The sequence below is a fragment of the Sporolactobacillus caesalpiniae genome (assembly GCF_040513385.1).
Lineage (GTDB): Bacteria > Bacillota > Bacilli > Bacillales > Sporolactobacillaceae > Sporolactobacillus.
Window position 1 is genome coordinate 555,603 of the sequence record NZ_JBEVCB010000001.1, and the last position, 19,564, is coordinate 575,166.

The window sequence follows — 19,564 nt, forward strand, 5'->3', positions numbered from 1 at the left end:
TTTGTTACCAAGAATGCAGATCAATGGTATACTGATTGCTCTGACATGCGCGTTATAAAAATCATTCATCTGCAGACGTTACATCTGAGAAGAAAGAGGCATAATTTGAGATTTAGAGACTTTCACAAAAATATTAAAATAAGAATTATTGAGACGTTCACGAGCCGCTTTGTCGGCGGCATGATTTTTCCATTTATGACCATTTACTTAGCTGCTCACTTCGGTGCTAAGACGACAGGTTTCTTGCTGTTGATTAACATTTTTATTGGAATCACGATATCATTTCTTGGTGGCTATTTGTCAGATCAATTTGGTCGAAAAAAAGTTATGCTCTATGCGGAGTGTGCGCGATTTGCCGCATTTGTTGTAATGATGATAAGTAACTCGCCTTTTTTTGAATCAGCCACGCTGACATTTATAATGATGATCGTCAACAGCATCTCTTGGGGGCTCGCCGGTCCGGCGAATGACGCGATGCTGATTGATGTCAGCACACCGGAACAGCGAAAATTAATGTATTCGATCACGTATTGGGCGAACAACTTGTCGATTGCGATCGGTGGGATAGTGGGTGCGTTGCTGTTCCAGCACTATTTATTTGAACTGTTCATCGCACTGTGTGTTGTCGAGCTTGGGGTTGTTTTTCTTGTCGCTTTTTTTATAGAAGAGAGCCACATCCAACGACAGAGTGGTCAAATGTCGTTACACAGACATGTGTTACATATTGTCTCAAGCTACCAACGAGTTTTTCAAGATCGCCTCTTTATCATTTTTGTCATTGCCGGAGTTCTTGTTTTCTCGATGGAGTTACAATTGACAAATTATATCGGCATTCGTTTGAGCGCGGAAATGCCAACGCAATCTCTACTATTTTGGAAAGTCAACGGATTAACGATGCTTGGTTTCCTGCGCAGTGAGAACACGATCCTTGTTGCGGTGCTGATGCTGTTTAGTTCAGCTGTGAGTCGGCGTCTGAATGATAAGACCGCATTGATCGGCAGCTGCGCGATTTTTTCGATTGGCTACGGTGTGCTGGCTTATACAAATACTGTTTGGATGCTGATCGTATTTATGGTCGTCCTGACAATTGGAGAAGTCTTTCGTGTTCCGGTCGAGCAATCCTATGCTGCGGCGATACCGCCTGAAGATTCGAGAAGCACCTACATGGCGATTAACGGCTTGAAATACAATCTCGCCATGCTGATCGCTTCATTAACAATCACAATTGGTACATATTTGTCGACACTTGCGACGGCGATTATCATTACCGCGATCGGACTGTCCGGCACACTTCTCTACGCACTGATTCTCCCACATGTTGATCGGCGAATTTCAATGAGAAGTGTGCCAAGAGAAATGGATGGAAAAACAGTAAATCATTAAACCAATTGGAGGAATAGATGATGTACAAAGATGTTTCTGCTGATGAAGTGAAAAGGATGCGTCTGAATGGGCAAGTCGCCAGTGTTATTGATGTCCGTGAGCCTGATGAGTTTGCAGAAGGTCATATTCCAGGTGCTGTTAATATATCGGTGAACAGCATTCAATCCCAGTTGAGGCGAATTGACAAATCCAAGGAACACATCCTTGTTTGCCATGCCGGAGTCCGCAGTGCGTTTGCCGCAGAGATCCTTTCAGCGAGCGGCTTTCAAGTGAAAAATATGACCGGCGGAATGCTCGCATGGACCGGAGCGATCACGTATTCATAAATGGAGGACCTCATCGTCATTTTAATGACGTTTGAGATCCTCTTTTTTGATAATCTAATTAGATTTTCGATCTAAATTCCATAGGTAAGGGCAGAGCAATGCGGGATTGTCTGGAGAGACTTCTTTGCAGATTTGATTCGCCTCAGATTTGCTGATTTTCCTGTTGAAATACCTGGATAACCAGTTTTCTAAATGTGAATCGAAAAGAACGCCGCTTTGCTCCTTGTTTATGAATGGATGATTAAAATCGAGCACAAGGGTCAGAAATAAGAAATTGGCTTTTTTATCGCTGATTCCTGAAACTTCCTTGATCGCCGACACAAATGTGTGATACTCCAGTGAGCTATTCAGCAACTGATCTGCTGATTGATATTTTTCATGAATGATTGACGATAAAGAGAAGATATAGTCGGCTATTTTTTTCGGAAAGCGATGAAGTGCCGGCTTTTGTTTGATCGCCTCTTGGACTGTCTCAGTGTTCTGGATGATCCATTCAGGGTTCAGATGGTTGGCCCCAATCCGCGTACTTAGTTCATGGGGAAGATTCCACGCAAGCTCCGACTTCACCGATTGATCGGCGATTACAGCGACTAACAGCGCAAAACTATCTTTTTCAACAAGACTTCTGCTTTTTGGCGACATATGGATATGATCGAGCATCGATTGCGGCTTGTCCTGCACAAATTCTTGTTTCAGTTTGACTAACTTGTACTTTGTTGCTTCATCAATGATCACGTAATCAGACTCCCCTAGCACTATCAACCAAGATATGAATAAGAAAATTATAGACGATAGACTTGGGCTTGTCACCAAAAGGTTCGAACGTGGTTATTTAATCGAAACAGCGACTTTTAGCAGACTAAGCGGATCATTGATACCGGTGAGTTCAAAGATCGTATCGCCATCCTGCCATCTGACCATGCTTTGCCGATTATCGGTATAGACCTGAATGGTTCCATACTGATGAGGGATAGGTAAGGTATGCTGTTCCAGATAGGCGACGATCTCTCGGCCTAATTGCCTTCCTTTATCTGCGTCTGTTGTTGGTGATAAGACTGCAAGTGTCCAACGTCCTTCATTCCAAGAAATCCCTGCTGTGCCCGCACCCGCATCTGCGTAGCCCGTAATGTTGTGTCCCAGATCGACAGCAGCGCCGTCCGTTGGCCCAAATTTATGGTAAGAGATTTGCTCGGCAGCCTCTGTACGGCTCGCATAATTTTGTGCGTTAACAACTGCAAGTGTTTTTGCATGAGCAAGTGTCTTGTCATTCACAGCGACCGGAGTATTTGTCTGTTTAAATGTGATTGAGTATCCCGATGACTGCTTTTTCACAATTGCTGATATATATCTCCCTTTTTCAACGGGTACTTGTTGCGGGAGATGGAGCCGCCCCTTATCCTTTAGAACGATTCGGATGTCCTTGAGCGTTTGCTGCAGGGTCCCGGTTTTTGCAGTTGTTTGATTGGTGTTTGTTTTTTCATTTGAACTGTTACTTATTTTATCTTGAGTACTTGATCCTTCGCTGTTCGTGTTCGGTGATGAACTGTCTGTCTGACTCGAGGAAGAATCACCCGCAGGTTTACTGCTTTCTACTGCGCTCTGTGAACATCCGGCAATGATCAAGGCTGTAAACAACAGAGTAATAATCACTTGTTTTTTCATGGTGACATAACCCCCTTCTTCTTATTATTCCCTAAGCAGCTGTCCTGAAAACATAGGTGCGAATGGGTACTGAACCGACTTCTTTTTGAAAATGTGCAGATTATTCATGGAGCCACTAGTATAAATGAGTTTTTTTACTTTACACTAAAACAGTTAAGGACTATATTGTTATTATTAAACGTACAAAAAAGTTTGCATGTTTAATCAAAATAATTGTGGAGTGTCGTGCTAATGGAAAAAATATACTACATTAAAGATTTGGAACAACTTAGGGTTTTTAGCGAACCCTTTAGGATTAAGATCTTATGGTCATTTTGCGGTAAAGAAAAAACAGGAAAAATGCTGGCGGACGAATTTCAAATGTCACCTTCCAAAGTACGTTACCATCTCACCGAATTGGAAAGAGTTGGTCTTGTAAAGGTAGTTCGTACAGAACTAAAGAACGGCATTCAACAAAAATTCTATCTACCGGTTGCGGCAGGTTTTTCCCTGCAAAAAGTAGCATCGTTAATTAATGGGGAGGATGCCTCTAAGCTTGATAGCATTATGAAGCAGAATGCTTTAGATGCCTTGGATGAAATGCGGGAAAAGCTGACTAAGGCAAGTGCGGTTCAACCGGAATTGATTCAAGTATCTGTTTCTCTTGCCTTAACGAATGAAGAAAAAAAAGAATTAGCCAGCAAAATTATTGATCTTCACGAGCAAATGGAAAAGCTGCGACAACGGAAACCAACTGACGACATGAAGAATTACTATGTGAGTATGACGATGTTCCATACTGATCCGGAATCAGACTGATTTGGTAAGTTTCTTCTTTTTTTGCATAACGTACAATAAAATTAATATGTGAAAACATTACATATCATAATAGGGAAGTGTTTTGTATGAAAGATCTTTTATTGCAAAACAGAGGCTATCTCATGCTCTGGCTTTCAACACTGACGACTCGTTTTGGTAACGCGCTTACGATAACCGTGTTGGTCTATCATATCGGCACGCAGTCGCGCAGTGCCATGATGATCAGTATGATTTTACTGGCACAGATGTTGCCGATGGTCTTAATCGGCATTTTTGCGGGTTCTATCGCGGATCGAATGCCGAAATTTGCGATTATGATCGGTAGTGAATGTTTTCAATTGCTGATTGTCGGTTTTATGATCCTTTTTCTTAATTTTGCTTGGGCATTGATTATTTTAATTTTCCTTCAGGGAGCGGGTGCTGCGTTTTACGGTCCTGCAAAGACAGCCTATTTACCTGAACTTGTTAACGAACAAAAGTTACCTGATGCGATCGGTCTTTCTCAAGGAACAAGTCAGGCTACTGATTTAATCGGGCCACCTATAGCTGGAGTGTTGCTATTGGTCATCCAAAGCGGACAAATATTGATGATCGATATGTTGACCTTTTTGGTGTCGGTAGGATTTATCTTTGCTTCCTCGCGTTATGCACAAAAAGAACGTAAGATTCCTGATGCAAAGGGACGTGAATCGGTCATAACAGCAATGATTAAAGGCATAAAACGGGTTTCCTCGTTAAAAAGTTTGAGATTTTTAATTTTTATCGTCTTCGTCTTAATGCTTGCTGCCGGTGTATTCAATGCGACTTCCGTTTCAATCGAACTTCAGGTTTTCCATGTGACCGGATTCCAATACGGACTCCTTCAATCCGTTGCTGGAATAGGCGCAATCGTCGGTTCACTTGCTGGTCCTTTTTTGATTAAACGCATACACCCAGGAAAGTTTATCATTTTTTCAGGGATCATACTTGGTCTGTGGATGGCGCTCATTCTCTTTATTCATTCGTCTTATCTGAGTTTTGGATTGATACCGCTTTTTGTGTGGATCAGCGGCATCGGACTGCTCAACTCCTGTCTGAGTATTCCTGTCAGTTCACTATTCTTGGTCGTTACCCCTGCCCAATTCAGAGGACGTGCGGTAGGTATTTTGCAAATGTTCTCTTATTTCGGAGGAATCATTGGTCTTCTTGTTGGTGGCGCGCTCTCTGTCTCAATCGGTGTCATTCAAGTAACGGTTATAGCCGGAGCTTTGATGGCGACTGTATCCTTAGGATTAATCCGCACTAAAGGCTATAAAGATCTGCTTCATGTACAGGAGCCAAGATCAAAAACGGTTGACTAATTGTTGCGCAGAATAACAAATATGCGTATTCGCGGACTTACGATGAGTTTCGCACCTCACGCCATTTAGTGCTATGATAATGGCATTAATGGAAAAATCAGGTGATTATATGAAGCAAGGAACAACGATTTTGACTTTGGATAACGGATATCATCTTTGGACGAACACGCAAGGAACCGGCGATATCCATTTGCTCTGTTTGCATGGAGGCCCAGGCGGAAACCATGAGTACTATGAAAACTTCGCTCAAAAGTTGGCGGAACAGGGCTTGAGCATTCAAGTACATATGTACGATCAATTAGGCTCTCTTTATTCAGATCAGCCGGACTATTCAAATTCTGAAACTGCTGCGAAGTATTTAACCTATGAGTACTTCTTAGATGAAGTTGAAGAGGTTCGGCAGAAATTGGGACTGGATCAATTCTATCTGATTGGTCAGAGCTGGGGTGGCGCGCTTGTCCAAATGTATGCGTTGAAATATGGTAAGCACTTAAAAGGTGCCATTATTTCCTCGATGACGGATAATATTGACGAATATGTCGTCAATATTAATAAAATTCGCGAGGAAGCGCTGCCTGCCGATGCGGTTGCTTTTATGAAGCAATGTGAAGCGACGAATGATTATGACAATGATCGCTATCAAGGTTATGTGGATATATTGAATAAAGGTTTTGTCGATCGCAAACAGCCTCCGGCAATCTCACATCTGTCGCCAACTATGGCAACGCCTGTATATAACGCGTTTCAAGGCGATAACGAATTTGTCGTGACCGGCAAACTTAAAGAATGGGACGTACGTGATCAACTAAAGAACATTACCGTTCCAACTCTGATTACGTTTGGTGAACATGAAACAATGCCGCTTGCCGCTGCACGACGCATGGCAAAAACGATTCCGCACGCGCGACTCGCTACTACACCGGAAGGCGGCCATCATCATATGATTGACAACGCGCCGGTTTATTTCGAGCATCTTGCAACATTTATTAAGGATGTTGAGAACGACAAGTTTCATGATTGAGATAAAATTAAACCTGTGATCGGCACTGTCGCCAATTACAGGTTTTTGATTTTGCTAAATGATTAAGTAAGAAGTTTGACTAAGGATAGTATCGATAAGATTCCGCCAAGCCAAGCTAAGGATGGATAGGTGACCCATCTCTTGAATCGCGCCCATACTTCGCCTTCAATTGATCGCGCATAGGGAACGACATAAAAAAAGTTATGATCAATAATTCGCTTAAATGCAATGTTCAACCAGAATTTCATAAAAAAGAAAAAGGCGGCGAGCAGAATCCATTTTGCCCAGAAGGGGATCAAAAGAATCGCGATACTGGTCAATAGAATGAATGTGAAATAACTCTTGATCAATGAGGCATCACGTAAAAAGACCTTAAGCACCACTTCAAGTAGTCCATTCGCTTGAGATCTTACTTTGAACATCCGTTTGGAATTTCGAAAGAGAATTAATGGTTTTCTATTTCGAATCATAGGCACTTTTTCTGAAGTCATCGAGAAACCCATAATAAGATGGACGTATTTATTGCGCTCGGATTCTTCAATGTCTAATTCCCTCGTAAATGCCCGTGTGGATTTCGCTTGATTGAATAAGATGCCAATCATCGAAATGACAATAATTCCTCCAACCATGCCATTGATCAATGGGGTGCAGATTGAGAGAAGAGCACTCGCAGAACCGAGCATGAAAAAGAGAATGATTTTTTGATAAAGTAGCCGCCTTATGTATTTTTTTAACGTGAGTACAATCAATTGATAGGCGATAAACATGATGAAGAGGCAGATTATTGAAGTTGCATCAAAGTGAAAAGCTCGAATCAGAATGGGAAGTGCAACGACATAAATAAGTACCGTCACTAATAAACGGTGAATGAGAGATAAGAATAAGGCACATTGTTTTATTTGATGAATGACGGTTGTTTTTTGCAGCAGAAATAATTGATCCGCTTTAAACAAATAGGTTCTGAAGTTACCGCCACTTGATAAGAAGAGCATCACATAGAGTAAAAATGTTAAGGGAAGCAAGGGACTCCAGTAACGATTCACATTTTGCCATAGTTCATGGTACAGTACAGGGAGTAGAATTGCAGCAGGAACGACAATGTACAAAAGGATCCAGAAGTCGACAACGGATTGGATCACTTTCCATTGCATGATCCATTCCTGAAGCAGGCGTTTTATAACTATTTTCTGCCCAATCATCTCAATCATCCTCCGTCAATGCATCAAAACAGTCGAGTAAAGAGCCGTGTTCGAGATTGCTTTTCTGTCTGATATCCATCAAGGTGCCCTGCACAATAACTCTTCCGTCGGCAATGAGGATGAATCGGTCGCATATTTTTTCAGCTGTATCGAGTACATGGGTGGACATCAATATTCCGGCTCCGGATTCTTTTTCTTCTTGAAGTTTCATAAGTAATTTCTTGACTGCTTTAGGATCAAGCCCCATAAATGGTTCATCAATGATATATAATTTCGCTTGTTTTAGAAATGCGAGAACGAGCATCGCTTTCTGCTGCATTCCTTTTGAGAAACGATCTGGGTATTGATGAACAACATCGGTTAATTTGAACAGTTCGAGCAGTTCATATGCTTTATGTAAAAATTCAGCTTCATCGATCGTTAGTGTTGTCAAGAGAAAATCAATATGCTCCCATAAGGTTAACTGATCATAAAAAATCGGGCGCTCCGGTATATAGGCGTAATCATCGACGTCAATGTCGCCCTTAACCTGATCGATGACGCCCATGATTGATTTGATGGTTGTACTTTTCCCAGCTCCGTTTGGCCCTATTAAGCCTACGAGTTCGCCGGGGTGAACGGAAAAATGGATATCTTTTAATGTAGCCGGTTCATGAGCATAGCCTGCTTCTTGAATAGTGACACGTAACAACCTATAGTCCTCCTCCGGAAAAATAAATTAGTGTCTATTTTATCATGAATTGATTTGCGAGACTATGAGACAAAAAAGTGACGCGATAGTGAATCAATTAATGCTACAATACCATACATAATGGCAACTTTTTTTCACGGCATATTTAATTGAGCGCTTGGTCAATGCTCGAATCAGAACCGATTCTCTGCACGAGAAGCGAAAAAGGAGTTCTTACGTTCATGTATTTAATGTCAGGGAAACTAATGTTTATTGCCTTTCTTTTACTTATTGTGACGCTGATCGAAACGCTTGCCTACGCGACACGGATTTCGGGAGTACGCGTAAGGCTGATGGCAACTGCAATCTCTTTATTCAGCACATTGGTGATCGTATCCCGTTTTTCAACGATGATCCAGCAGCCGTTGACCGCCAATTTAATATCGGATGCACCCAAAAACGGTAGATTAATGATTGTTGAAAATGAATATCGATTGCTCATTATCGCTGTTTCGATTGGTGTACTCTTAGGCATTGCACTGTTTCCAACATTTATCGGTATATTTTCACGGGCGATCTTACAGCTCTCGCGTGAAAGAGGCTCGATGACGGCACTTATCGGAAAATGGTCTAATATGAAGGGGCTCAAGGCGATTATTCGCTGCGTTAGACGTCCCCATTTAAATGATTTAAAAGGCATTACGTACCAAGTGATTCCAAAACGTCTTTTTATCTTAAATGTGATCATTACGGCGATTTATACGGTTGGCGTGCTGGCTTCGCTGTATGCATCCTTGCTCCTTCCTGCCAAAGACGCGACGACTGCAGCACTGTCATCAGGTATTATTAATGGTGTTGCCACGATATTACTCACTCTTTTCATTGATCCAAAGGCATCCGTTTTGGCTGATCGGGTAGCGAGGCAAGAAAGCAGTTATATCTATCTGAAAAGCTATTCATTAACAATGATCAGTTCTAAGTTTATTGGAACTCTCGTTGCTCAATTACTTTTTATACCGGCTGCCTATTATGTTGCTTGGTTCACACAAATCCTTTAAACGAGACGGAAACCGACTATTGAATTTGGATCGGTCACTATGCGATAATGCAACGAGAGCATTATAAAGGAGTGGCTTGAGAAAAATGAGTACATTGATCGATGAAATTAATCAACTTGCTAGGCTTTCAAGAGAGAGGCCTTTAACGATACAAGAAAAAAAACGACAGGCGGAGCTTCGTCAAAAGTATCTAAAGAATTTTCGTCAACGGTTTAAAAAGCAGCTGTCGCAAATCAAGGTGGTTGATCCAAAGGGGAAGGACATCACACCGAAGAAAGCGAAAGCGCTGCGGGAAGCACTTGATCAAGAGTAAGCACCTGTGCTCGATCTTTCGGGTGCTATTCTTTGAACAATGTAAGCGCTTATGATACGATGAATTTAATAAAATAAGTGTTCCACTAGGGGAGCGGAAAGCTGAGATTGACTCTGTCAAGACCCTTTGAACCTGATCCGGGTGATGCCGGCGTAGGGAAGTGGCTGATCCTGCTTTTCACTCATGGTAATCAACCGCTTTCATTGCGAAAGCGGTTTTAATTTTGCATTAAATAGGGAGAGTGACAAAATGGAAGGAATCTCACAATTGGCACGTAAGCAAAGCGATGCATTGTGGCAGAAGAGTTTCAAACATCCCTTTGTACAAGGGATTAAGCACGGAACGTTAGGTATGGATTCGTTTCGCTATTACATCAAACAAGATGCCTACTATGTTCGCGAGTTTGCCAAGCTTCACGGTATGGCTGCCGCGCAAACGGATGATGCGGCGGCTGTCTCGAAGCTTCTCAAAATAGGAAACGGTTTGGCGGAAGGTGAATTGCAGCTTCATCTAAGTGTATTTCAGGCGCTTGGAATCAGTGATCAGGAATGGGAGGCGTTCCGCCCGGCGCCAGATGCTTACGCCTACATCAGCCATCTCTATCATGTGGTAAGTAAAGGAAAGCTAGGGTACACGCTCGCCGCGTTGATGCCATGCCCTTGGCTCTACTACGAAATAGGATTGCAATTAAAAGATGCTCAGCCGCAAGCAAAGATTTTTCAAGAATGGATTGCTGAGTACAGCAGTGAAGATATTGAGAAAAATGTGCGCATTGAACGCGCGTTGTGGGATGAAGCAAGCAAGGATGCGACCGATGCAGAGTGCCAGGATATGATTCATATCTTTATGCAGAGCAGTTACTATGAACTTCGATTTTGGGATATGGGTGCCGCGCTCAGTGATTGGCCGGAACAAGAGAAGGGGGAAGATGTTCATGATTTCTACTCAACAATTGGTTGACTTAATGCACAAAGTACGCGAGAAAAAACCACTACTTCATGTGATCACCAACCGCGTCGCAATTAACGATTCAGCAAATGGGGCGCTCGCAGTCGGCGCATCTCCGATTATGGCTGAGGCGCACGAAGAAGTTGAAGCGATTGCGGCGATCAGCGGAGCACTTGAGCTCAACATTGGCAACCTGACGCCTTACTCCATTCAAAGCATGCTGCTTTCCGGCCGTGCGGCGAATCAAGCAGGTGTTCCTGTTGTTCTTGATCCGGTTGGCGCAGGTGCCACCGATTTCAGACTTAATACGGTGCAAAAGTTGCTCAGTGAATTAGACATCGCAATTATCCGTGGTAATGCGGGTGAAATTGCGGCTCTTGCCGGAGAAAATTGGGGAGCTAAAGGCGTGGATGCCGGTGAAGGAGAAGGTGATGTGCTTGCGATGGCTGAGCGCGTGGCGCGCCAGTGGCATACGGTTGTCGCCGTTTCAGGAGCTGTTGATACAATTACAGATGGACGTCAGGCGTATCGGGTGAAAAACGGTCATCCTCTGTTTCCTTTTATGACCGGTTCCGGTTGCTTGAATGGTGTCATTCAAGCCGCCTACGCAGCTGTTTCTCAGAATTATTTAGAAGCGTCGGTCGCCGCTTCGGTAAATTACGCGATTGCCGGACAACTGGCGGGAGAGAAATGTGCGGGACCCGGTGCTTTTCGCCAACAATTGATGGATGAATTATACCTATTAGATGAAGAAAAGGTTCAGCGTTATGCAGATATTGAGGAAGTGACTGTCTGATGATACCTCAAGTTTTGACAATCGCCGGAACAGACAGCGGCGGCGGAGCAGGCGTACAAGCGGATTTGAAAACGTTCGAAGAGCGGAATGTGTTCGGGATGTCGGTGGTAGTTGCCGTCACCGCGCAAAACACAAAAGGCGTGCAAGGTGTTTATCCTTTGCCGGTCGAATCGATTACTCAGCAAATGGCATCTTTAGCTGATGATTTTACGATCTCCGCCTTGAAGACTGGAATGCTGGTTGATGCTGAGCGGATCGAGGCGGTGGCCAGCGGCATTCGCCGATTTGGCTGGCATCCGCTAGTGGTCGATCCGGTCATGGTCGCAAAGGGAGGCGCCCATTTGGTAGCTCCTGAAGCCATTGAAACAATCAGCCGCCAACTTCTGCCGCTTGCGGACTTGATTACACCGAATACACCGGAAGCTGAAGTTCTGGCAGAGATGTCGATTCAGTCGGACGCAGATCGAGAACAAGCGGCGAGAAAAATCATAAAGCAAGGTGCTAAGGCCGTACTTCTTAAAGGCGGACATGATGATGCGAACCCGGAAAAAGCGCGGGATTGTCTTGTGACAAAGGATCGGACAATTTGGCTTGCGGCAGATCGAATTCACACGCCGCACACCCATGGCACAGGATGCACACTATCTTCATTAATCACAGCCGAACTTGCGAAAGGTCATGACTTGGAGGCAAGTGTCAGAACCGCAAAATATTTGCTGACTAGGGCAATCGCTCATGCTCCGGAAATTGGTCATGGTCACGGACCGGTTGCCCACTGGTCATTGCGAGAGGATGTGGTCATTTATGACAGTTGATAAAAACTTGAAGCAGGCTTTATCTTTATATTTTGTCATGGGTTCACAAGACGTTGGCCCATATGATCCGTTGACGACGCTTGAAATCGCGTTAAAATCAGGAATAACCTGTTATCAATGGAGAGAAAAAGGCGCAGAGTCATTAACTGGATCCGAGCGTTTCGCCTTTGCAAAAGAAGCACGGCATTTATGCAAAACGTATCACGTGCCTTTTTTCGTCGATGATGATGTATCGCTTGCACTTGAACTGAATGCTGATGGCGTGCATGTTGGGCAGAAAGATGAAATCGCATGCGAGGTACGGCAAAAAATTGGACCGGCGATGTGGCTTGGCGTCTCCGCACATTCTGTCGAAGAGGCCGAGCGAGCGCTTGACGATGAAGCTGATTATATCGGTGTCGGTCCATATAAACCGACACAGTCAAAAGCGGATGCGGAATCTCCATTGGGTGATACGTTAATTCGTACCTTAGCGGAAATGAATTATCCATTGCCGATGGTTGCTATAGGGGGTGTAACACCTGAGGATGCTCCCTCTATTTGTTCGGCAGGAGCAGCCGGAGTCGCTGTGATTTCCGCTATTTCCAAAGCTGCTGATCCGGCGATGGCAGTGGAGCGCTTTTTATCACAATTGAACGATTTTTGATGCTATTTATTGAGCAGGTCATTCGGGTACCATGATTGACCTGCTATTAGTATTGTCTAAAAACAATACACTATCGGTAATGCGAGGTTCGAGTCTTAGAACTAACCTGCTGTTTCGCTTGACCGTGGTTCAAGTATCTCAGAGCGTTACAGGTTGTTGCGCAGACCCGTTAGCCACAAAACGTTCCTTTGCTCCAAATGCTGTTTTGAATCATCAGCCTTGTGCTTGAACTCATTTGGATCCTTAATTAAGTAACGAGTAAAATAAGCGGAGATTTTCCGCTTATATGCATCCTGGTGCTGGTTTCACAGGTAAATAAGGGTAATTTTTCCGGTTAAGCACAGAAAAGCCCTCTATTTTCACGCTTTTCGATTCGATAAGCGGAATTTCTTCATCTATTTAAGCAATTTTTTCATTTATTTTCTAATTAAGCGGAATTTTTCCGTTTATTTCTCAGATTGGGGCTTACCTGATCGCCTAACCGAGTCTTATGATCTTATCGTTGTACCAGCAAGATAAAACGATAAACGTTCTTTACCTGTAAAAAAAACCTCCTGACGCAAATCAGGAGGTAACATGATGATAAATTATTGAATAACTGCCTGTCTCTTTTCATAGTCCGCAATTTCATGTTCGTAGGTCATGGTAATCGCGATTTCATCGAGACCTTTCAGCAGCATTTCTTTTTGATAGGGATCAATGTCAAATGTTTCGTTGAAATCGTCTGCGGTCAATTTTTGCTGATTAAGATCTACTTTGAGCATGAATCTATCTTGAGAAGCGAGCCTAATCAGGTCGTCCACACGATCAGCACCGAGCCGAATGGCGAGAATGCCATTTTTCTGACAGTTATTATAAAAAATATCGGCAAAGCTCGGCGCGATAACCACTCGAAATCCAAAATCTTGTAGTGCCCATGGCGCGTGTTCTCGAGATGAACCACAGCCAAAATTGTCTCTGGCTACAAGAATGGATGAGCCTGCATATCGGGGTTGATTTAGAATAAAATCTGGTTTTTTATTGCCATTTTCATCAAAGCGCCAATTATAGAACAAGCAGGCACCGAAGCCTTTGCGCTCGACGCGTTTAAGGAATTGCTTCGGTATGATTTGATCTGTGTCCACATTCGTACGGTCTATCGGACAAACGAGACCTTTAAACGTCTGAAATGGGTTCATAGTTAAGCCTCCAAATCGATATTTTTCATTGTATTAATCAACTGGAGAGTGAAAAGTTCTGTGTGAATAAACAAAAGGATAACCCTTAAATGGGATTTTATGGTATCCTCTATTTCTACGACAAAAGAGAGGATAAAATCGCCAAGGGTTATCGTAGTTCTTATTCTATCGTGTTCCTTCGCGATTGACTAGTGCCATGTTAAAATTTATTGATTCTGTACTTCTGTTCTTCCGTTCTTGTTTCCATAGATTCGCTACGTTTCAATGGTTTGTTGTGATCATTATCGGTTTGATGATACGTTCTGACTGTCTCGGAATCACTTCGGTGATTCGTGACTTGTCCCTAAACCCGAAGGGTTATGAGTCCATGATTCATTTCTTTCGTTCTTCCGCATGGTCTTTGAGCGAACTACGGCAACAGTGGCTGCGCGTGGTGCTCAAGTTTGCGCCGCTCAAGCATGAAGCGGGCGCCGTGGTTCTCGTTGGCGATGGCGTCAAACAGGCGAAAGAAGCCCGCTACATGCCCGCTGTGAAGAAATTGTTTCAAGAGTCCGAGGATGTATCCAAGTCCGCCTTCATCTTTGGACATCTCTGGGGTTCTGTGGGCATCCTGATCGGAAACGCTGGAAAGTTGTTCTGCCTACCTCTTTTTCTTCGCCTTCATGATGGTGTCCAGACGATTCGTCAATGGGAAACGTGCGATGAAAATCAAGACTCCCACGTGGTGCAAATGATTGATCAAGGATTTTCAGCCGCTCGGGTGCTGGGACGTGCGTTGTTTCTACTTGACCGTTATTTCTTGTCTGTACCTGCACTTCGTCGGTTGAATCAACGGAATCAGGAAGGAAGCACGCAACTGGATCTGGTGACGAAAGCAAAAACCTCCTGCGTGGCTTATGAACACCCCGTTCAAACGGGCGGACGGGGACGTCCACGGAAAAAAGGAACCAAAGTGCATGTAAGCACACTGTTTGAAACGCAGGAGAACCAGTTTCAAACGACCCGTCTGTCTCTTTATGGGAAAAAAGAGACGGTCTCTTATCTCTGCCTTGATCTGCTTTGGGGGCAAGGACTGTATCAAGAACTGCGTTTTGTGCTCGTTGTGATGGGTGGACGCCGTTCGATTCTTGCCAGCACGGATCAATCCTTAGAACCGGAGGCCATCATCCGGCTTTATGCCTGGCGTTTTACCACCGAAACTACTTTTCGAGCGATGAAACAGTCACTCGGTGCTTTTGCCTATCATTTTTGGAGCCGTTCGATGCCCAAACTGAACCGTTATCGCAAATCGGATGAACCCGATCCGCTGGATCACATAACCGAAGACCGCGCACAAAAACGGATTGTTCAAACGGTCAAAGCGATTGAAGGATCCATGATGTGCCACTGCATCGCGATGGGCTTGCTTCAGATGATTGCGTTGCGTCATGACACGAAGAGACAAAAGAATCTTTTTCGCTTTTTACGAACCCCATCCAAGGGAGCAGCTTCAGAAGCAACCATTATGGCTCATTTACGTCAGACGATTTTTCAACGGTTTGCCCGAAATCAGCATTTAGCCATAACGCAAATAATTCGAGAAAAGCAGGAAACACCTGAGTTACAGGACGAATTAATGATTTCTTAAGAGCCTAGAACTTTTGACTGCCCAGTAATCAACGTGCGACGGCAAAATCGCGTACATCGGCAAAATGACCGTGAATGGCTGCGGCTGCAGCCATCGCCGGACTGACAAGATGTGTACGGGATCCGGTGCCTTGACGTCCTTCAAAATTACGATTTGATGTTGATGCACAACGTTTTCCGAATGGGACAACATCGTCATTCATCGCCAGGCACATGCTGCATCCCGCTTCCCGCCATTCAAATCCCGCATCTTTGAAAATTTTATCCAAGCCTTCAGACTCTGCTTGTTTCTTTATTGTGTAAGATCCCGGAACAATGAGAGCACGGACGCCTTCGTGGACATGTTTGCCACGGGCAACTTGTGCCGCCTGCCGCAGGTCACTGATTCGACTGTTTGTGCATGAGCCGATAAAGACAACATCTACCGAAATATCGTGAATCGGCATGCCGGGTTTCAACCCCATATAGGCAATTGCTTTTCTTGCAGCTTGTTTTTTTTCTTCTGAGTCAAAAGATTCAGGATCAGGCACTGTTGCGTCAACGGATGCCCCCATTGATGGGTTGGTACCCCAGGTTACTTGTGGTTTAATCTCTGAGGCATTAATTTCAATTGTGCGATCATAAGAAGCCCCTTCATCGCTGGCAAGCGCCAACCATCTGCCGGCAGCCTGATCAAACGCCGCATCTTTTGGCGCGAACCGGCGTCCGCGAAGGTACGTGACAGTTGTTTGATCAGGGCTGATTAATCCAGCGCGTGCTCCGGCTTCAATCGACATGTTGCACACGGTCATGCGTTCTTCCATCGATAGATTTCGAATCGCTTCACCTGTGTATTCGATAATATGTCCTGTTCCGACAGAAATGCCGTATTTAGCGATAATGGCAAGGATCAAATCCTTTGCCCCAACACCAATGCCCAGCTTTCCGTTAACCTTGATTTGCATCGTTCTCGGAGGTTTCTGCCATAGGGTCTGTGTCGCTAGGACATGTTCCACTTCACTCGTACCAATACCAAATGCAATTGCGCCGAACGCACCATGGGTTGACGTATGGCTGTCACCACAGACGATCGTTTTTCCGGGTTGTGTTAAGCCAAGTTCAGGTCCGATGACATGGACGATTCCTTGATGGGGACTGTAAATATCGGCAAGTTCAACACCAAATTCCCTGCAATTGTTTTGCAGCGTCTCTATTTGAACTTTTGAAATCGAATCCTTTGTTTCTCTATTCTCGGAGGTTGGAACATTATGGTCAACGGTTGCGAACGTTCGATCCGGCTGTCTAACCGTTCGGTGATTCATGCGCAGCCCTTCAAATGCTTGAGGAGACGTTACTTCGTGAACTAGGTGAAGATCGATATAAAGCAGATCTGGTTTGCCCGACTCTTTGTGGATCAGATGCTGATCCCAGATCTTTTCAATGATGTTGCGTGATTTCATGATGCATTCCTCCTCATAAACTAGTTTTTAATCATGCAATTGTTTGGTTTTCATTCACTGCATTAATCACAAGATCCGTTATTTCTGCTGTATTTACAATGCGATTGTTTTGTTGTTCCATTTGTAAGTCACATGTATGATAGCCTTGGCTCAATACATTGCGCACGGCCTTCTCAATTTGAGCAGCTTCCTGGTCCATATCCAGTGAATAACGAAGGAGGAGAGCGGCCGATAAAATCGTCGCAAGCGGATTTGCAATCCCTTGACCGGCAATGTCCGGTGCGGATCCATGAGCCGGTTCGTACAATCCGACGTTGTCTGATCTTAGGCTTGCTGAAGGCATCATACCAAGCGATCCGGTGATTACTGAAGCCTCATCGCTCAAAATATCGCCGAACATGTTCTCGGTGACAAGTACATCGAATTGCGCAGGATTTGTAATCAATTGCATCGCCGCTGAATCAACAAGCTGATGGCTGACTGTGACTTCCGGATAACGTTTTGCTGTTTGATTCACAAGTTCACGCCACATGCGGCTGGATTCCAGTACATTTGCTTTGTCGATTGACGTCAATTTTTTGTGCCTTTTCATAGCAAGCTGAAATGCTTTTTCAACGACGCGCTCAATTTCATTCTTGCTGTAGGAGAGGGTGTCAACAACCTGTTCATGATGCGCACCTCGTCGTTCACTGGGACGTCCAAAATACAAACCGCCGGTCAATTCGCGGACGATGACAAAGTCAACATGTTCAACAAAAGATCGTTTAATTGGCGAAGAATCAATCAGGGTGTCAAATGCTTCGACAGGACGAAGATTTGCGAACAGACCCATGGCTTTTCGAATCCCAAGCAGTCCTTGTTCGGGTCGAACATTCATCGATTGGGCATTCCATTTAGGACCGCCAACCGCGCCCAATAGAATTGCGTCACAGTTTTGGCACTGATCAATTGTCTCTTGTGGGAGCGGCGTTCCGTAAGTGTCAATGGCAGCACCTCCGATTTTCTTCTCGATAAATTGGACATCGCGGCCGCTTTTTTCAAATAGAGCGCGAAGGACACGTACGGCTGAAATTGTGACTTCGGGACCGATACCGTCGCCGGGAAGTACTGTAATAGTTTTCATCAATGAATCATCTCTCTTTTACCTGGAGTTTCGCTTTTTTTAACGAGCGACTGTTTTTCTATATTTTGAAAAGAGTGTACGGAAGTCGTCATCGGTAATCTTTTTCTTTTCATCAGCAAGATTTTTGAAGGCTTGGAAGGATTGATCCACTTGTTCTTCAGTTAAGCGAACGCCCATTTCGTTTGCCTTCTTTCTGAAGGCGTGCCGTCCGGAATGTTTGCCAAGTACGAGCCGACCGGAATCAAGCCCAATGAGAGAAGGTGAAATAATTTCATAGGTTTTTGGATTCTTTAGGACACCGTCTTGGTGGATGCCTGCTTCATGAGCAAAGGCGTTGGCGCCAACAACGGCTTTATTTGCTGCAATCGGACTGTTCATTAAGTGACTGACTAGTTTACTTGTCTTAGAGATTTCATCAAGTTTTAATTGTGTGGCCACTTTATAAATGTCTTTGCGAACGTGAAGCGCGACACCGATTTCTTCGAGTGCCACATTCCCCGCACGCTCGCCGACACCGTTGACCGTACATTCGATTTGCCTAACGCCTGCGCCTACAGCGGCAAGAGTATTCGCCGTTGCCATGCCAAGATCATTATGACAATGGCAGGAGAGCCGGACCTTATCAATGTCCGGCACATGCTTTTTAACGTATTGAAACATTGCTGCATATTCTTGAGGGGAGCAGTAACCGACAGTATCCGGCAGATTAATGATCGAAGCGCCAGCCTCAATTGCTGATTGGACGACTCGTGACATAAAGGCATAATCACTGCGCGATGCATCTTCACACGAAAACTCAATCTGGGGAAAAAATTGGCGTGCGTATCTAACGGATGCAGCAGCCGTTTCCAATACTTCTTCAGGTTTCATGCGCAGTTTATAGGCCATGTGTACCTGTGATGTGGCAATAAATACGTGAATTCGCGGGTTTGCGGTCTGTTTCAATGCTTCCCATGCCGCATCAATATCGCTCTTTTTTGATCGGGCAAGACCGGTAACCGTACTGTTTTTAATGATTTTCGAGATGTTTTGAACGGCTTTGAAATCATCCGGTGATGCTGCGGGAAAACCAGCTTCGATCACATCCACATTCAGGCGTTCCAATTGCTGCGCCACCTGCACTTTTTCGTGTTCGTTCAGGCTGCAGCCTGGGGATTGCTCTCCATCACGGAGTGTTGTGTCGTAAATTTCAACCTTTTCCATTTTCGTTCTCCTTTCCTTGT

General features: G+C 44.3%; 19 protein-coding genes, 1 pseudogene and 1 riboswitch. Of the genes and pseudogenes, 12 read left to right on the plus strand and 8 right to left on the minus strand.

All coding sequences use genetic code 11. From position 1 onward, the window contains the following. The first annotated feature begins 105 nt into the window (after positions 1-105). Together ABWW58_RS02770 and ABWW58_RS02775 are read left to right on the plus strand one after the other, a co-directional pair. A complete protein-coding gene (locus tag ABWW58_RS02770) occupies positions 106-1,383 on the plus strand; it encodes an MDR family MFS transporter (RefSeq protein WP_353867724.1) in 1,278 nt (425 codons plus the stop codon). Positions 1,384-1,403: 20 nt separating this feature from the next. Next, positions 1,404-1,709: a rhodanese-like domain-containing protein gene (locus ABWW58_RS02775; protein WP_093674796.1), complete on the plus strand. Its 306-nt coding sequence runs from the start codon at positions 1,404-1,406 to the stop codon at positions 1,707-1,709. 54 nt (positions 1,710-1,763) lie between these two features. Here ABWW58_RS02775 and ABWW58_RS02780 read toward each other — a convergent pair whose 3' ends face one another. Both ABWW58_RS02780 and ABWW58_RS02785 read right to left on the minus strand, forming a co-directional pair. Then, positions 1,764-2,444 (minus strand): hypothetical protein, encoded by a 681-nt coding sequence (locus tag ABWW58_RS02780; RefSeq protein ID WP_353867725.1) that lies wholly within the window; start codon positions 2,442-2,444, stop codon positions 1,764-1,766. 93 nt (positions 2,445-2,537) lie between these two features. Beyond that, entirely contained in the window at positions 2,538-3,371 is an 834-nt protein-coding gene (locus tag ABWW58_RS02785) for a hypothetical protein (protein WP_353867726.1), read from the minus strand. A 231-nt stretch (positions 3,372-3,602) separates the two neighbouring features. Here ABWW58_RS02785 and ABWW58_RS02790 point away from each other — a divergent pair, with 231 nt between their 5' ends. From ABWW58_RS02790 to ABWW58_RS02800, 3 genes are all read left to right on the plus strand, one after another. Further along, entirely contained in the window at positions 3,603-4,169 is a 567-nt protein-coding gene (locus ABWW58_RS02790) for an ArsR family transcriptional regulator (protein ID WP_353867727.1), read from the plus strand. 86 nt (positions 4,170-4,255) lie between these two features. Further along, positions 4,256-5,509 (plus strand): MFS transporter, encoded by a 1,254-nt coding sequence (locus ABWW58_RS02795; protein ID WP_353867728.1) that lies wholly within the window; start codon positions 4,256-4,258, stop codon positions 5,507-5,509. Between the two features lie 79 nt (positions 5,510-5,588). Then, positions 5,589-6,530, plus strand: coding sequence for a proline-specific peptidase family protein (locus ABWW58_RS02800; RefSeq protein ID WP_353867729.1), 942 nt, complete (start codon positions 5,589-5,591; stop codon positions 6,528-6,530). A 62-nt stretch (positions 6,531-6,592) separates the two neighbouring features. Here the strand turns inward: ABWW58_RS02800 and ABWW58_RS02805 are convergent, their stop codons facing one another. Both ABWW58_RS02805 and ABWW58_RS02810 read right to left on the minus strand, forming a co-directional pair. Further along, positions 6,593-7,729, minus strand: coding sequence for an ABC transporter permease (locus ABWW58_RS02805; RefSeq protein WP_353867730.1), 1,137 nt, complete (start codon positions 7,727-7,729; stop codon positions 6,593-6,595). Position 7,730: 1 nt separating this feature from the next. After that, the gene (locus tag ABWW58_RS02810) at positions 7,731-8,420 is read right to left on the minus strand and encodes an ABC transporter ATP-binding protein (RefSeq protein WP_353867731.1); all 690 of its coding nucleotides are present in this window, start codon (positions 8,418-8,420) and stop codon (positions 7,731-7,733) included. Between the two features lie 221 nt (positions 8,421-8,641). On the opposite strand from ABWW58_RS02810, the gene ABWW58_RS02815 reads away from it, so the two are divergent. The 6 genes from ABWW58_RS02815 (at position 8,642) to thiE (ending at position 12,975) form a co-directional block, all read left to right on the plus strand. Beyond that, on the plus strand, positions 8,642-9,457 hold the full coding sequence (locus tag ABWW58_RS02815; RefSeq protein ID WP_353867732.1) for a lipid II flippase family protein: 816 nt from the start codon (positions 8,642-8,644) through the stop codon (positions 9,455-9,457). 85 nt (positions 9,458-9,542) lie between these two features. Continuing rightward, positions 9,543-9,770: a DUF896 domain-containing protein gene (locus ABWW58_RS02820; RefSeq protein ID WP_093674787.1), complete on the plus strand. Its 228-nt coding sequence runs from the start codon at positions 9,543-9,545 to the stop codon at positions 9,768-9,770. Between the two features lie 77 nt (positions 9,771-9,847). After that, a riboswitch (TPP riboswitch) is annotated at positions 9,848-9,946 on the plus strand. 73 nt (positions 9,947-10,019) lie between these two features. After that, on the plus strand, positions 10,020-10,730 hold the full coding sequence (tenA, locus tag ABWW58_RS02825; RefSeq protein WP_353867733.1) for a thiaminase II: 711 nt from the start codon (positions 10,020-10,022) through the stop codon (positions 10,728-10,730). Next, positions 10,705-11,514, plus strand: a complete 810-nt coding sequence (gene thiM, locus ABWW58_RS02830) for a hydroxyethylthiazole kinase (protein WP_353867734.1) — start codon at positions 10,705-10,707, stop codon at positions 11,512-11,514. Before tenA ends, thiM begins: the two co-directional genes overlap by 26 nt. After that, a complete protein-coding gene (gene thiD, locus ABWW58_RS02835; protein WP_353867735.1) occupies positions 11,514-12,329 on the plus strand; it encodes a bifunctional hydroxymethylpyrimidine kinase/phosphomethylpyrimidine kinase in 816 nt (271 codons plus the stop codon). The genes thiM and thiD overlap by 1 nt, the downstream gene beginning before the upstream one ends. Continuing rightward, complete coding sequence (gene thiE, locus ABWW58_RS02840) at positions 12,319-12,975, plus strand: thiamine phosphate synthase (RefSeq protein WP_353867736.1); 657 nt, start codon at positions 12,319-12,321, stop codon at positions 12,973-12,975. The genes thiD and thiE overlap by 11 nt, the downstream gene beginning before the upstream one ends. A 587-nt stretch (positions 12,976-13,562) precedes the next feature. On the opposite strand, the gene leuD is transcribed toward thiE, so the two are convergent. Next, positions 13,563-14,153 carry a 3-isopropylmalate dehydratase small subunit gene (leuD, locus tag ABWW58_RS02845; RefSeq protein ID WP_353867737.1) on the minus strand — a complete coding sequence of 197 codons (591 nt, stop codon included), beginning with the start codon at positions 14,151-14,153 and terminating at the stop codon, positions 13,563-13,565. A 196-nt stretch (positions 14,154-14,349) separates the two neighbouring features. Here leuD and ABWW58_RS02850 point away from each other — a divergent pair, with 196 nt between their 5' ends. Further along, positions 14,350-15,780, plus strand: a complete 1,431-nt coding sequence (locus ABWW58_RS02850) for a transposase (protein ID WP_353867738.1) — start codon at positions 14,350-14,352, stop codon at positions 15,778-15,780. Positions 15,781-15,808: 28 nt separating this feature from the next. Here the strand turns inward: ABWW58_RS02850 and leuC are convergent, their stop codons facing one another. The 3 genes and pseudogenes from leuC to ABWW58_RS02865 all read right to left on the minus strand — a co-directional run. Then, the gene (leuC, locus tag ABWW58_RS02855) at positions 15,809-17,218 is read right to left on the minus strand and encodes a 3-isopropylmalate dehydratase large subunit (RefSeq protein ID WP_353867739.1); all 1,410 of its coding nucleotides are present in this window, start codon (positions 17,216-17,218) and stop codon (positions 15,809-15,811) included. Between the two features lie 31 nt (positions 17,219-17,249). Continuing rightward, positions 17,250-18,344 (minus strand): 3-isopropylmalate dehydrogenase, encoded by a 1,095-nt coding sequence (leuB, locus tag ABWW58_RS02860; protein WP_353867740.1) that lies wholly within the window; start codon positions 18,342-18,344, stop codon positions 17,250-17,252. Positions 18,345-18,407: 63 nt separating this feature from the next. Continuing rightward, positions 18,408-19,544: pseudogene (locus tag ABWW58_RS02865) on the minus strand (2-isopropylmalate synthase); the annotation flags it as partial. Positions 19,545-19,564 lie beyond the last annotated feature (20 nt).